The 13,663-nt window shown below is 68.1% G+C and carries 14 protein-coding genes and 1 pseudogene; 9 read left to right on the plus strand and 6 right to left on the minus strand.

Annotated features, from left to right (window positions below; genetic code table 11):
- The first annotated feature begins 89 nt into the window (after window positions 1-89).
- The 6 genes from OG776_RS05430 (at window position 90) to OG776_RS05455 (ending at window position 4,310) form a co-directional block, all read left to right on the plus strand.
- Window positions 90-1,271, plus strand: a complete 1,182-nt coding sequence (locus tag OG776_RS05430; protein ID WP_329319244.1) for an ISAs1 family transposase — start codon at window positions 90-92, stop codon at window positions 1,269-1,271.
- A 150-nt stretch (window positions 1,272-1,421) separates the two neighbouring features.
- On the plus strand, window positions 1,422-2,975 hold the full coding sequence (locus tag OG776_RS05435; RefSeq protein ID WP_148012087.1) for a DUF7405 family protein: 1,554 nt from the start codon (window positions 1,422-1,424) through the stop codon (window positions 2,973-2,975).
- A 151-nt stretch (window positions 2,976-3,126) separates the two neighbouring features.
- On the plus strand, window positions 3,127-3,498 hold the full coding sequence (locus OG776_RS05440) for a transposase family protein (protein WP_261994825.1): 372 nt from the start codon (window positions 3,127-3,129) through the stop codon (window positions 3,496-3,498).
- 102 nt (window positions 3,499-3,600) lie between these two features.
- Window positions 3,601-3,876, plus strand: a complete 276-nt coding sequence (locus tag OG776_RS05445) for a transposase (protein WP_329323661.1) — start codon at window positions 3,601-3,603, stop codon at window positions 3,874-3,876.
- 54 nt (window positions 3,877-3,930) lie between these two features.
- On the plus strand, window positions 3,931-4,125 hold the full coding sequence (locus OG776_RS05450; protein WP_261994826.1) for a hypothetical protein: 195 nt from the start codon (window positions 3,931-3,933) through the stop codon (window positions 4,123-4,125).
- Window positions 4,122-4,310 (plus strand): hypothetical protein, encoded by a 189-nt coding sequence (locus OG776_RS05455; protein WP_261994827.1) that lies wholly within the window; start codon window positions 4,122-4,124, stop codon window positions 4,308-4,310. The genes OG776_RS05450 and OG776_RS05455 overlap by 4 nt, the downstream gene beginning before the upstream one ends.
- 262 nt (window positions 4,311-4,572) lie before the next feature.
- On the opposite strand, the gene OG776_RS05460 is transcribed toward OG776_RS05455, so the two are convergent.
- The 3 genes from OG776_RS05460 to OG776_RS05470 form a co-directional block, all read right to left on the minus strand.
- On the minus strand, window positions 4,573-5,595 hold the full coding sequence (locus tag OG776_RS05460) for an LLM class flavin-dependent oxidoreductase (RefSeq protein WP_329319248.1): 1,023 nt from the start codon (window positions 5,593-5,595) through the stop codon (window positions 4,573-4,575).
- Between the two features lie 95 nt (window positions 5,596-5,690).
- Entirely contained in the window at window positions 5,691-6,185 is a 495-nt protein-coding gene (locus OG776_RS05465; protein ID WP_329319250.1) for a zinc-binding dehydrogenase, read from the minus strand.
- Between the two features lie 282 nt (window positions 6,186-6,467).
- Entirely contained in the window at window positions 6,468-7,256 is a 789-nt protein-coding gene (locus OG776_RS05470) for an SDR family oxidoreductase (protein ID WP_329319252.1), read from the minus strand.
- Window positions 7,257-7,444: 188 nt separating this feature from the next.
- On the opposite strand from OG776_RS05470, the gene OG776_RS05475 reads away from it, so the two are divergent.
- The 3 genes from OG776_RS05475 (at window position 7,445) to OG776_RS05485 (ending at window position 10,744) form a co-directional block, all read left to right on the plus strand.
- Entirely contained in the window at window positions 7,445-8,323 is an 879-nt protein-coding gene (locus OG776_RS05475; RefSeq protein WP_329319254.1) for a helix-turn-helix transcriptional regulator, read from the plus strand.
- A 1,203-nt stretch (window positions 8,324-9,526) separates the two neighbouring features.
- A complete protein-coding gene (locus tag OG776_RS05480; protein ID WP_329319256.1) occupies window positions 9,527-9,787 on the plus strand; it encodes a hypothetical protein in 261 nt (86 codons plus the stop codon).
- A gap of 396 nt (window positions 9,788-10,183) precedes the next feature.
- Window positions 10,184-10,744, plus strand: coding sequence for a prolyl-tRNA synthetase associated domain-containing protein (locus tag OG776_RS05485; protein WP_148011471.1), 561 nt, complete (start codon window positions 10,184-10,186; stop codon window positions 10,742-10,744).
- Window positions 10,745-11,064: 320 nt separating this feature from the next.
- Here OG776_RS05485 and OG776_RS05490 read toward each other — a convergent pair.
- The 3 genes and pseudogenes from OG776_RS05490 to OG776_RS05500 all read right to left on the minus strand — a co-directional run bounded on the left by OG776_RS05490 (window position 11,065) and on the right by OG776_RS05500 (window position 13,459).
- Window positions 11,065-11,928, minus strand: a pseudogene (locus tag OG776_RS05490) (homogentisate 1,2-dioxygenase domain-containing protein).
- Between the two features lie 155 nt (window positions 11,929-12,083).
- Entirely contained in the window at window positions 12,084-12,452 is a 369-nt protein-coding gene (locus OG776_RS05495; RefSeq protein WP_329319259.1) for a DoxX family protein, read from the minus strand.
- Between the two features lie 446 nt (window positions 12,453-12,898).
- Window positions 12,899-13,459: an NADPH-dependent FMN reductase gene (locus OG776_RS05500; RefSeq protein WP_329319261.1), complete on the minus strand. Its 561-nt coding sequence runs from the start codon at window positions 13,457-13,459 to the stop codon at window positions 12,899-12,901.
- Window positions 13,460-13,663: the final 204 nt, after the last annotated feature.

Genomic DNA, 13,663 nt, shown 5'->3' on the forward strand with positions numbered 1-13,663 from the left:
CGCTGGCGCGGTGGCGGCCGGGGAACGTGACAGGCACGGGCTTCCAAGATCATGGAGTTCTCGACGCCCCGTGATCCGACTGGAAGACCGTGCCTGCCGACGCATCATCCCTGATCCCGCCTGCTCTTGACCAGCTCCGGCAGCAGCCCGGGGTCGCTTCCGAGGAGGTTCCGGACCTGCTGGAACGTCTGGCCGAGGTGCCGGACCCGCGTGATCCGCGCGGCGTGCGTCATGCGCTCGCCGTCGTACTGGCCCTCACCGCGTGCGCCGTACTGGCCGGGGCGACCTCGCTCCTAGCGGTCGGCGAGTGGATCGCCGACGCTCCCGCGCACGTGCTCGACCGGCTCGGCGTCCGTCCCGATCCGCTCCAGCCCCGGTGGTCGCTTCCCTCGGAGACCACGGCCCGCCGGCTGCTGGCCCGCATCGACGGCGACGCGCTGGACCGGGCGGTCGGCAGCTGGCTCGCCGACCGCCGCCCACCGGCACACGGCCTCCGGGGGCTGGCCGTGGACGGTAAGAGCCTGCGCGGTGCCGCCAGAGCCAAGGGCCGGAAAATCCACCTTCTGGCCGCGCTGGAGCACGGCACCGGCGCCGTCCTGGCCCAGCTGGACGTGGGCGAGAAGACAAACGAGGTCACGCGCTTCCAGCCACTGCTGGACACGGTCACAGACCTCGCCGGAGTGGTGGTCACCGTCGATGCGCTCCACACCCAGCGCGAGCACGCCGAGTACCTCCGGGGCTGGCAGGCCCACTACGTCGTGATCGCAAAAGGCAACCAGAAGAAGCTGCACCGGCAGCTGAAGTCCCCTCCCTTGAAGGACATCCCACTCCAGGGCGGCACCAGGGGAGTCGGACACGGACGCTCCGAGATCCGCCGGAGCAAGGTCGCGACCGTGAACAACCTGCTCTTCCCCGGAGCCCGTCAGGCCGTCCAGATCAAGCGCCGCCGCACCGACCGCAAGACCGGCAAGACCACGATCAAGACCATCTACGCGGTCACCAGCCTGACCGCCGAGCAGGCCGGTCCCGCCCAACTCGCGAAGCTGGTCAAAGACCACTGGCAGGTCGAGGCCCTGCACCACGTGAGAGACACGACCTTCGCCGAGGACGCCTCCCAGCTCCGGACCGGCAACGCACCCCGGGTCATGGCCACTTGGCGCAACCTCGCCATCGGAGCCCTACGAGCGCACGGCACCAAGAACATCGCCGCCAGCCTCCGCCACAACGCCCGCGACCCTCACCGCCCCCTCGCACTCCTCGGCCTCGCATGATCACGAAGGGCGAGGCTGGACTACGCCGAAGCCCTGAGCGTGTTGACTTCAAGGCACCCAGGCCACGTGTGATCATATCGCCACAGCGAAGGGTCCTCGCTTTCCATTTCCTCTGCCCCCCGATGCGCATGAGTGAGAGGAATTCATTCCATGACAGATGACAACGAAAATGCGCGCGCGGAACGATCACGCGGGAACTTGAGCAGGCGACTCCTTCTTCAAGGGACAGCGGGCACCTTCGGCGCCGCTCTGGCATCCGCCGGCATCTACGAGATGATCGACAGCATTGTGACACCACCGGACCGGGCCACTGCCGCCGACAACATCCAGGAACAATACATCCTGCAGAACGAGCAAGTGATCAACATCGACGGCTCGGGCGTGAAGAGCAGCAAGGGCACGATCGCGGCCCGGGTGCCGGCCCTGCACGATCATGTCATCACCGCAAAGCTGAATGTACCGGCGAAAGCCAAAGCGTTGCAGGAGGCGGCGCACCACCTCGAGTCCGCCCTCCTGGATCTGGAACGCCATTTTCCACCCACTCCGTCAGGAGTGGCCATCACGGTAGCCTGGGGACTCCCCTACTTCCACCACTACATCCCAGTCCTGGGCAAGACGTCAGACTTCTTCAAGGCGGGAACACGTTACCCAGCGTATCTGCCGGTCGATTTGCAGACCTCCAAGACGGAGCACCGCACCGTATATGCGCTGCAGGAGGCAAGGACGTTTCCCAGCGACCAGCCCCCGCCCGGCTTCGGGCCGGTCCGCTTGGAACAGAACGACGTGGCCGTGCTCCTCCGCAGTGACTCGATCGACCGAATCAAGGATGTCCAAAAGGCCCTCTTCGGGCTTGGAAGCAACCAGGCCGGCAGCCTGTTCAAGGTCACGAGTATCCGCCAGGGATTCTCCGGGGGCGGTTTCTACGGGCAACAGGGCCTGCCGAGCAAGCTGGCACTGAGGGCCAATATCCCCGGCGCACACCATATCCCTCGACAGGCGCAGGGCTTCCTCGGCTTCGCCACGACCCTGGACTCGAACATGGGACCCGGCAACATCGTGAGCCTGGAGACACTGCCCGGCCTCACCGATCAGTGGCCCAAGGGTTACTTCAAACAGGGGACCACCATGCATCTCTCGCACCTGTTTCAGGACCTGGTGGCCTGGTACGAACAGAAGTACACCACGTACGCGGATCGCGTCCAGGCGATGCTCCAGCCCGGCCTCTCGCCTGCGCCGGGGACGTATGCCTTCCAACCACCAGGTCAAACTGAGGCCGAAGTGGAGCAAGGGGTCAAGCGGTACCACGCCTACGGCCACACGGGGAGCATGTCGCAGGTGGACAGCACCACATCACCGACGACCAGCAATTACAAGAAGAAATATCCCGCGGGGACGACCATCCCCGTACGCGGAGATTTCGACACGCTGGACAATCCGTTCCACTACACATCTGATCCGGCGGGAGACCACTACAGCAACAAGAAAGCGGCCGGGTTGCACTTCATTGCGTTCCAGCCGACCATTGGAATCTTCAATCGCGTTCGGCTCGCGATGGACGGCTACTATCCCGACAGGACACTCCCCATGGAACCGCGCAGTCCCCACGCCGGCATCAACTCGGTCCTGTACACGACCCACCGGCAGAACTATCTGGTTCCACCACGCCGCCACCGCTCCTTCCCGCTCGCCGAGTTCCTCGTCTGAGTGGGTGTCGTGCGGGAGAGCGAAGCGCCCGGGTCGTGTGCCGGCGACGGCCCCCGGCGTGCGCAGGGGCGGGCTCACTCGGCCGAACGCAAGACAGGCACGGGCGTCCGTGATCATGGAGTTCTCTACGCTCTGTGACCCTGGAAGGCCCGTGCCTGCCGACGCATCATCCCTGATCATTCCTGCCCTTGACCAGCTCGGCCCGCACCCGGCAGCCACCGACACCGAGGTCCCGGGCCTGCTGGAACGCCTCGCCCAGGTCCCCGACCCACGTGATCCACGCGGAGTGCGGCACCCACTGGTGACGGTGCTCGCCCTGACCGCGTGCGCGGTCCTCGCCGGGGCGAGATCCCTGCTGGCCGTGGGCGAATGGGTCGCCGACGCGCCGCCCACCCTGCTCGAGCGGCTCGGCGGCAGGGTCGACCCGCTGTTTCCGAAACGGGCCTGGCCCGCGGAATCCATGATCCGGCGCCTGCTCGCGAGGGTCGACGCGGACACCCTGGACCACGCGGTCGGCGCCTGACTCGCCGACCGGCAGGCCAAGAGCGATGGGCTGCGCGGGCCGGCCGTCGACGGGAAGTCGCCGCGTGGTGCGGCCCGCGCGAAGGGACGGAAGATCCACCTCCTGGCCGCGTCCGACCACGGGAACGGCCTGGTCCTCGCCCAGCTGGACGTCGGCGAGAAGACCAACGAGATCACCTGCTTCCAACCGTTGCTGGACACACTCCCGGACCTGGCGGGCACGGTCGTGACCAGCGACGCGATGCACACCCAGGACGACCACGCCACCTACCTGCTCAAGCGGGACGCCCATTACATCGTGATCGCGAAGGGCAACCGGAAAAAGCTTCGCAAGCAGCTCAGGTCTCTTCCCTGGGAGCGGATCCCGCTTCAGGACTGAACTCGGACCACCGGTCACGGCCGCCACGAGATCCGGCGGCTGAAGGTCTGCACGGTGAGCAACCTGCTCTTCCCCAGCGCCCGCCAGGCCATCCAGATCGTCCGCCGCCGCGTCAGCCGCAAGACCGGGAAGATCAACCTCAAGCCTGTCTACGCGGTCACCAGCCTCACCGCCGAACAGGCCACCCCCGCTCAACTCGCCACACTGATCCGGCGGCACTGGACCATGGAGGCCCTGCACCACACGTGAGAGACGTGACCTTCGCCGAGGACGCCTCCCAACTGCAGATAGGGAACGCTCGTCGCGCGATGGCGGCCTGCAGCAACCTCGCGATCGGTGCTCTCCGCCCGGCCGGCGTCCGCAACATCGCCTCCGGCCTCCGCCAGGCAGCCCGGGACCAAACCCGACCCCTCACCCTTCTCGACCTCACATGATCAAAAAGGGCGAGACTGGACTACGCCGAAGCCCTGGCGCAGTACCCAGGAGCCGGTCGTGGTGAATCTTCCTTCCCTGTTCCGGGATGACAGCCAGTCCAGCACCTGAAGCGCGACGGCCTGCTGCAGGTATCTCTACGCCCGCCTGCGCACCGGTATGGAGACGGTGGAGATCGGGCGACTCAAAGGGGGCAGCGGCAGGCTGGCCCTCTGGCTGCGGAGCGCGCCGGCCCGCCGGTTGAGGTCGTCAGTCGACGGATGGTCAGCGCCGGCCGAGTTCCGGTGCCACGTGGGTGAGGATGCTCTCCAGTACGTGGGTGTTGTAGTCGACTCCGAGCTGGTTCGGAATGGTGAGGAGCAGGGTGTCCGCGGCCTGGATCGCCTCGTCGTCCCGGAGCAGTTCGACCAGTCTGTCCGGCTCGGCGGCGTAGGAGCGTCCGAAGACGGACCGGGTGACGTCGTCGTGGGTGCCGACCTGGTCGCGGGAGTTGCGGTCGTGGCCGAAGTAGGCGCGGTCGAGGTCGTTGGTCAGGGCGAAGACGCTGCGGGCGACCGAGACCCGCGGCTCGCGGGTGTGACCGGCGTTCTTGTAGGCCTCGCGGTAGGCCTCGATCTGTTTGCGCTGCTGGACGTGGAGCGGCTCGCCGCTCTCGTCGACTTTCAGTGTCGAGCTCTGCAGGTTCAGGCCCAGTTCCGCGGCCCAGACGGCGGTCGCGTTCGACGCGGAGCCCCACCAGATCCTCTCCCGCAGTCCTTCGGAGTGCGGTTCGAGGCGCAGCAGTCCGGGCGGGTTGGGGAACATCGGCCGTGGGTTGGGGCGGGCGAAGCCCTTGCCGGCGAGGACCGTGAGGAACGCCTCGGTGTGGCGGCGGGCCATGTCGGCGTCCGTCTCGCCCGGTGCGGGGTGGTGGCCGAACAGGCGCCAGCCGTCGATCACCTGCTCCGGTGAGCCGCGGCTGATGCCCAGCTGCAGCCGGCCGTCCGATATGAGGTCCGCGGCGCCCGCGTTCTCGGCCATGTAGAGCGGGTTCTCGTAGCGCATGTCGATCACGCCGGTGCCGATCTCGATCTTCGAGGTCCGTGCGGCGACGGCTGCAAGCAGCGGGAAGGGGCTGGCCGCCTGCCGGGCGAAGTGGTGCACCCGGAAGTACGCGCCGTCCACGCCGAGTTCCTCGGCGGCGACGGCGAGGTCGATGGACTGGTGCAGCATGTCCGCGGCCGACCGGGCCCGGGAATGCGCGTTGGGGGACCAGTGGCCGAAGGAGAGGAATCCGATGTTCTTCACGTTGTGTCCTGTGGTGGGAGGCAGTATGTCCCCGAGGTCGGCTGTCAGGTTGGGGGTGCGGCGGCCTATGCCGCACCCCCACCTGAGTTCTCCGGTTACGGCTTGACGAGGACCTTCAGGCTCTTGCGGTCGGCCATGTCCTGGTAGCCGGCGGGGACGCCGTCGAGGTCGGTGGTGGCGTCGAGGACCTTTCCGGGCTGGATCGTGCCGTCGAGGATGTCGGGCATCAGTTCCTCGATGTAGGCGCGGACCGGCGAAGGGCCGCCGGCGAGCCGGATGTTGTGGCGGAAGAGGCTGCCGAAGCCGACGGGTGCCTCCTCGTACTGCGGCGCCCCGAGCCGGCTGATGGTTCCGCCCGGGCGGATGATGCCGAGGGCCTGCTCGTAGGGGGGCTTGGTGCCGACGGCCTCCACGACCACATGCGTGCCCTCTCCGCCGGTGAGGTCGCGGACGGCTTCGACGCCGTTCGCGCCGCGGGCGGAGACGAAGTCGGTGATCCGCACGAGGGCGTCGGTCGGGTACTTGATGACGGAGTCGGCGACGTTCTCGACGCGGACGTCGCCGGCGCCGTACATGAGAGCTGCGCGCATCGGTGATGCTCCGTTTCCGACTGGTCCGTGGGCGGGCGAGTGGTGCGGATCAACTGCCTTTCGAGGGCGGGGCCTTGCCGATGGTCTTCCGGTCTTGTGACAGGCCGTGCTCCTCGGGACGGCTTCGACGGCACTGCCGAGGCCGTCCCATGGATTCGTGTGAGGTGATTTGCTGTGAGGGGTGAGGGACAGTCGCGACCACCCTCACCCCTTCTGGGAGCGCTTACGGGCATCTGTAAAGATTTGCCGCTTCTGTGTCCTGTGCGGCGTCGACCTGCCCGGTCAGCTGGGCTGGGCGGTCGGCATGATGAAGACCTGCGGGAGGTTGACCCGCAGCGGCAGGGAGGCGATGAAGCCGACCGTCTGCGCGATGTCCTCCGACCGGAGCCAGTCGATGGTCTCCTTCGACCCCTCGAGCCACGCGCTCGCGCCCTCGTCGGTGACATGGGACTGCAGCTCCGTGCCCACGATGCCCGGCTCGATCGCCGAGACCCGCACCTTCTTCGGGCCCAGCTCGACCCGCAGGTGCTTCGACAGGTGCGAGACGAACGCCTTGGTGGCGGCGTAGACGGCGAAGGTGGGGTAGAGGTTCCGCGCAGCACTCGACGACGTGTTGATCAGGTCGGCGACGCCGCGCTCCGCGGCGGCCCGCACCAGTTGCGGGGTGAAGGCTCCGATGACGTGCATCAGGCCGGAGATGTTCAGGTCGATCTGGCGCTGCCACTGGTCGGCGCGCAGTTCCTCGACGGGTGCGGGGAGCATGACGCCGGCGTTGTTGAAGAGCAGGTCCGCACCGCCCAGCTCCGCCTCCACGCGGTCCGCGGCGGCCTGGACGGCGGCGGCGTCGGTGACGTCGACGGTGATCGCGAGCGCGGTGCCGCCGTTCTTGACGATGCGGGCGACGAGGTCGTCGAGGCGGTCCGCGCGGCGGGCCAGCACGGCGACCTTGGCGCCCAGCGATGCCAGGTGCTCGGCCGACGCCTCACCGATACCGCTCGACGCGCCGGTGACCACAGCCACCCGGCCATCGAGGGGGTTGGTGGGGGCCTGGGCAGAAGTCTCGATGGTCATGGGATGACACCTTCCGGAAGATCAGTGGGTTTCCAAGCGGGGCCTCCGACGTCTGCGGCGGCTCCTCGGCTTCAAGCTGACCACCGGAGGAAGGGCTGGAACGGCCTGGAGATGGCCCTGGTCAGACAGGTACCGCCAGTACCACCCAGCAGGATGTCGGCGGTGTGCGGCCGGTCCAGACTGGAGGTATGGACCGCAGCCGCGAGATCGCCGACTTCCTGCGCACCCGCCGTGCGCGGATCACCCCCGAGTCGGCGGGACTGCCCGCGGACGGACGCGCTCGCCGCGTCCCCGGCCTGCGCCGCGAGGAAGCCGCCCGCCTCGCGGGCGTGAGCACCGAGTACTACACCCGCCTCGAGCAGGGCAGGGCCGCCCGCCCCTCACCCGAGGTGGTCGACGCCCTGGCCCGCGCCCTGCGCCTGGACGCCGCCGAGCGCGAGCACCTCACCGACCTCCTCGCCCGCCCCGGCTCGCGACGCGCCCCGGTCAACCCACAGCGGGTCCGCCAGGGCCTGCACCTGATGCTGCGGACCCTCGACCATGTGCCCGCCTTCGTCATCGGCCGCCGCACCGACGTCCTTGCGTCCAACCGCCTCGCACGCGCCGTCCTCACCGACTTCGACACACTGCCCGTCCCCCGCCGCAACCTCGCCCGCTACTACCTCCTCGACCCCAAGGCCCGCGAGCGCACCGGCGACTGGGAGCAGGTCGCGTGCGAGACCGTGGCCATGCTGCGCCTGGAAGCGGGCCGCTGTCCCGGAGACCGCCGGCTCGCCGACCTGATCGGCGAACTGACCCTCAACTCGCCGGAGTTCAGCACCTGGTGGAACGACCACCGCGTCCTGCGCCACACCCACGGGGCCGCGCACTACTGGCACCCCCTCGTCGGCGACCTGCACTTCTCCTACGAGTTCATGCACCTGCCCGGCGATGACAACCAGACGCTGTGCGTCTACCTGCCCGAGCCGGACTCCGCCACAGCCGAATCCCTTCGCATCCTCAGCAGCTGGAACGCCTCCACGACCGACACCGCACCGGACCCCCGCCCGAGCGCTCCCGGCAGCTGAGGGGCCCGGGGTCCTCAGACATGTTGACTCCTGGGTGACGTCAGGCCTGAGTGATCCCCCGGCAGGCCCGTGCGCCAGACAGTACTCAAGGGCCGCCCCCGGGCTGCCCCCGCTCCTGAGGACCCCAGACAAATCCACTTGACTAGTCAAATTGCCCGTTAAGCTCATTTTGCACCGTAAGACGACCGACCGTTTAAGTCTTGTCGCCCCCTCTGTGCAGGAGGGAATGAAGCGGAAGCCGTCTCGGTCCCCGAAATCAAGGAGTGGCAGAGTGCCTCTCAGTCCACCTCGAGCCCAGGCCTTGAGCCAGGGCAAATCCGCGAGACTCGTAGCCATCGGCATGACGCTTCTCATCATCGCGACAGCGTTCGTCTCAGGCCCGCGGTAACTCCGGCTGAGCCACCAGGAGGCCACCGCCATCCGCCGCCTCTAGGGGGATCAGGCTTCGAGGCTGGCCCCCACCGCTTTCCGGGCGCAGGCCTGAATGGTGCCGAACCGCCGTTCGGTCGGGCCGGGCAGGACATCCTGCCCGGCCCGACGCCGTTCTCCGCGGCATGCCTCGCCGGGGCACAGCGCAAGCCCCCCCTTCCGCTGACCGCGTCACGGACACCGCGCTCGTCGGCCGCCAGCACGGGCACCCCCACGCGAATGGTTGACCTGAGCGTCCGAGGTACCGGATGCGTCGCCCGCAACGGGTGGACGCTCCCTGCCAGGCGGCTGTAGGGACTGATCCAAGTACACGTCCCGTGAGACGACCAGGGTGACCGCCGGTGCCAACACAGGCTCCCTGGTGCTCCCCGCAGACTGCTGCTCCGGCGCATTGCTCGCGCTCCACCGGCAGGGGCGGCCGGGAGATCCTGGACGTCACGCGACGTCGGCTGGTGGCGTAAGCCGACGCCGATGTCGCCCGCCACGCCCCGTGGCGGCGCCCCCGGCATCACCCCCGCACCGGTTCACCCCCGTCGACATCCCGCCCACAACCTCGCACGAGAGCCGGCCCCGGCGCGAAGTCCGGCCAAGGGCTGGTCACAGGTGGCTGCCCCGACGCGATAGGAGGGCCGACAGTGACTGGCGGCTCGCGTTGTCGGAGGTTGCTGAGAACGTCACGGTGCGACCGGTCGAGGATTCAGGTCACTGGATGGCCGAGGAGCAGCCTGAGAAACTCCTGGAGCGCCTTCGTGAGTGGTTCCGGGAGACCGGCGGGTGGCCGCGCGGCAGCGACCCGAGGTTGAGCTGATCACCGGCGACCCGGACGGAGACGGCTTCGAGATCCCCGCCTACCCGCCGGCCCTGTGGAAAGCCTCCTCGACTGTGGTGTGGCGCACCGTGGCCGCACTGCGCGGCGCGCTGCCGATGTTCTGGCCCGTGTACCCGAATCACCCGCACGAGCCCGGCCGCCCTGCCACCAAACGCCCCCCGCGTGCCGCCGAGATCGCGGCGGCACGCCCATCGCCGTCGCACTGACGGCCGCCTTCCAGATCAGGACCATCGTTGGAGTCGGCCGCAAGGCCCAGGGGCCCTCGCCCGCAACAGCGTCGCAGCGATACGAGTACGCCGTCCCGCCCAGGGCGGCGCTCGGATCTTCGCCGCCCAGCTCGCCCAAGTTGACGCGGAAACGCTGTCACTGCCCTGAAGCAAGCGGGGCGGGGGTGCGAACTGCCCCATCCCGTCGAGTCAGTACGAAGGTCACGGGACAGGCTGTAGAGGTGCGTCCTGCGCCTGTTGCGCTGCCCGTTTGACGGGGGCGGCTGGTCGCTGCGACTTGACGCATGGATGCTCTGCATGCAGCTGACTGCTGACAACCGGGAACGGGCCGGCCTGGTCGAAGAGCAGAGGCCGTGCTGGCGTCAGTGAAGTGGCATGAACGACACTGACGGGATGACGATGCGCGACCTGGACCAGGCCGAAGTTGGACTTTTGGCGCGGTTGGACGAACTGGGGATTGCCTGGACGAATGAGCGGCACGCTCCTGTGTTCACAGTCGAGCAGGCGCGAAGTCTGGTGACGGGACTCGGTGGCAGGGGTACGAAGAACCTCTTTCTTCGGGACCGCCGCAAACGCTTCATTCTGCTCATCGCGGACGAGGACACCCCCGTAGATCTGAAGGCTCTGGCTGCGGACTGGGGCGTGGGCCGGCTGTCTTTCGCCCGACCGGAGGCTCTCAAGGATGTTCTCGGCGTGACACCCGGGGCGGTGACACCGTTCGCCTTGATGAACGCCGCTCCAGGGATGCTCAGGGTCGTCATAGACGCCAGGTTGACTGAGCAAAACCTGCTGCTTTTCCATCCGCTGCGCAACGACGCGACGACTGCGGTGTCCCCAGAAGGCCTTTTTACCTTCCTCTGTGCCTGCGGGCACGAACCCGAGGTCCGTGCCCTTGGCAGTCCCGGCCGCACAGCCGCACCTCACGTCGCACAGTAGGCCGTGAGGCGAAGCCTGCTGCGCTGAGACCTGGAGGCGCCGCGTGATGCCGTTCATCGCTCGAATCAGCACCGACGAGCGAAGCCGTGTACGGACGGCCGCTTCTAGCTGATGTGTGCCTGCCGACCATCGGCAGCAAGCCCGCCCCCAGCCAGTGGCTCGTTTCGAGCGGGAAAGGAGCGCCCGCCTACTGATCACTGGTGCGTTCATGCTTCAGGCCGTCTTCGGCGACCGGTTCGGCCGATGCCGGCTGTGCCATCGGCCGGTCACCAGTCCAGGGCACCCGACCTCACCGCCACACCGGAGGGTCGAATTGCCGCTCAGTGTCTCGTCAGCGGTCTCCCGGTCGTCTGACTGGCCTGCGCGGTGACGCTCATCGGCCACTGGGTCTCGACCACGAACAGCAGTCCGTCTGTCTGCATCGGCGAGAGGTCGCCGTTGGTCCCGGCGTCCCAGGCATCCGCCCCAGGACCGTGGGGATTCATCAGGTTGACGATGGCAGCCATGCCCTGGACGTAGCCGTCCGCGGCAGAGGGCCAACCGAGACCCGCGGTGACGTGCTGGGCCTGTTCGATCACGCCGACGAAGTCGGCGCTCACGTTGCGGTTGTAGTAGGGCGGGCGGAAGGCGTCCGTGACGACTCACTCCGGTGGCACGGCGCAGAAGTCGATATTGTTCAGGCCCGGCGTGGATGTCGTCGAGGTGAGTGCTGTCAGAAGCGAAGGATCGCGGTGGTCGAAGTTGACCGATGCCATGACCTGGAAGTCGCGGAGGTCTGAGGAAGCTCTTGTGAGCCCGACCGCCCCGAGGTAGTCGCCAAGGGCGGAATCCGCGTGCAACGCAAAGGCTTCGCCGCCGGCCCGGCCCGGGAGCACCACCTGCTCCGGGGCGGGTCCGGGTTCGGCGACTTCGCCGACGTGCCACTCGCAGACGGGTTCGCCTTCCTGAACGCGCAGGTGCGCGCCGGGAAGGTCGGGCCGGCCCTCACTGTGCTGCGTGCCGGTCGAGTGGCTGGCGCCATTGGTCCGATGGAGAGCATGTCCGACGCTGCCGGGATGGTCCGCCTCCTGCCGCAGTTCTTCGGCGTGCTCTCGCAGCACCGCGGGCGGGGCTAGGGGCGGCCCCTGTCGTGCGCGGCGATGCACTGGGGACACAAACACGGCGCGGGATCCACTTCGGATCATCTGCTGAGATCACCCCACCCATGCCCAGCCAACGCACCAACGGACCCACGGGTTACGGGACAACCTCTAGCTCTGACGTCCTCTCCCAGCGAGGCGGCGCTGTGCCAACAGTGCATGCGGCACGTCGGTATGAAGGAGTGCAGCGACGGCGTCGGTCACTGTGACGCGGCGAGTGTGACAGCCGTCGCCACCGTCGCGAGGACGAGCACGACGGGAGCCATGGCCCCGCCGCGCGCGGCACTGTCTCGGTAGTCGCCCCACTTCACGTGGTAGCCGATGGCGCCGAGGAACAGTACGGCCATTCCGACGGCAGCGGCGATACCCAGCGGTTGCCACCAGATGCCCGCCACGAGCCCCGCTGCGGCGGCCACCTCGGCGAGTCCGATGAGACGGACCTGTGCGGAGCTGAGGCCCTTCGCGACGAGACCGTCCGGGACGTCGCCCTTGAGCTGCGCCTTGGGTGCGCCGGCAGCGAGGGAGACGAGGGCAAGGAGAGCGCTGAGGATGACTGCAGCGATGTACACGAGGGTTCCTTGGATGGAGATGGATGGGTAGGGGAGGGCTCACCTGTCTGCCCTGCGGGGACCGCGGGGCAGGAAGTGGTGCGGGCCCCCGCGAACGGGTGCGGCCCCCGTTCCCGCGGCGGCTTGGGGTTGCGCCGTGCGGGATGTGGCTGCTCCGGCCACGGTTGTTGCTTTCACCCCCGGGGCGGCGGGCCGTGAACTGTCCTAACGTGCCTCCGCCGTAACCGCCTTGGACGTGCCGACACGTGCCGGTGTCCGGCGAGGATGGCGTCTGGGTGGGGGCGTCCCGCCGGGCCACCGCCGAGTCCTGTCGAGGATGACGGATCGGCCCGGCGGACTCCTGGGGCGCTGTCCGCGCGGCAGTCGCGGCGCCTGGCCGCACTGACGCGGCGTGCGCCCGCCATGGGCTTCGCCACCGCCCGAAGGAGGCGCGTGAGGTGCGTGCGTTACGCGGCGCGCAGCGGGGCGAGCGCCTTGCTCCAGGCCAGGACCTGGTCCAGGGTGGCGTTAAGGGCCTCGAGCTGGAAGTCGCCGGGCTTGAACACGCTGAAGTTCTCGAAGTCATGGAACAGCGACAGCGAGACCTGGGAACGCACGTCCGCCATCTGCAGCTCACCCGCGATCAGGCGAAGGTGCTCGACCGCGCGGGCGCCGCCCAGGCCGCCGTAGCCGACGAAGGCGACCGCCTTGTTGTTCCACTCCGCGTAGAGGTAGTCGATGGCGTTCTTCAGGGCGCCGGACGTCGAGTGGTTGTACTCGGGCGTGACCATGATGAAGCCGTCGAACGAGGCGATCTTGCTCGCCCACTCCTGCGTGTGCGGCTGGGAGTACTGGCCCAGCGACGGCGGGAGTGCCTCGTCGAGGTGCGGGAGCTTGTAGTCGAGGAGGTCGACCAGCTCGAACTCCGCGTCGGTCCGCTTCGAGGCGATGTCGTGCACCCAGTGGGCGACAGCCTCGCCGTTACGTCCGGGCCGGGTGCTGCCGAGGATGATTCCGATCTTGGTCACGTCAAGAACCCTTCGTGAAGGTGGCCATGTGCCCGTTTTGGGCAGCATGTGGACCTGACAGTCGGTCGAGAGATACACTTGCTGCATCAAGCAAGTTAGCAAGAGGTTGTTACGTCAAGCAAGTAACCGCACGTGACGGGTCCGCGTGTGACGTTTCACGCCCCCGCCGGCGGCACCCCCGGCCCTCACACAACGGCGAGGTTT

Origin of the sequence: Streptomyces sp. NBC_01689 (assembly GCF_036250675.1) — a bacterium.
Taxonomy (GTDB): domain Bacteria; phylum Actinomycetota; class Actinomycetes; order Streptomycetales; family Streptomycetaceae; genus Streptomyces.

Excerpts from the sequence above, each read along its gene's own strand:
- OG776_RS05435 (WP_148012087.1), top strand. The coding sequence starts at position 1,422 with ATGACAGATGACAACGAAAATGCGCGCGCGGAACGATCACGCGGGAAC.
- OG776_RS05465 (WP_329319250.1), bottom strand. The coding sequence starts at position 6,185 with ATGCGCGCAGCTCTCATGTACGGCGCCGGCGACGTCCGCGTCGAGAAC.
- OG776_RS05470 (WP_329319252.1), bottom strand. The coding sequence starts at position 7,256 with ATGACCATCGAGACTTCTGCCCAGGCCCCCACCAACCCCCTCGATGGC.
- OG776_RS05475 (WP_329319254.1), top strand. The coding sequence starts at position 7,445 with ATGGACCGCAGCCGCGAGATCGCCGACTTCCTGCGCACCCGCCGTGCG.
- OG776_RS05485 (WP_148011471.1), top strand. The coding sequence starts at position 10,184 with ATGAACGACACTGACGGGATGACGATGCGCGACCTGGACCAGGCCGAA.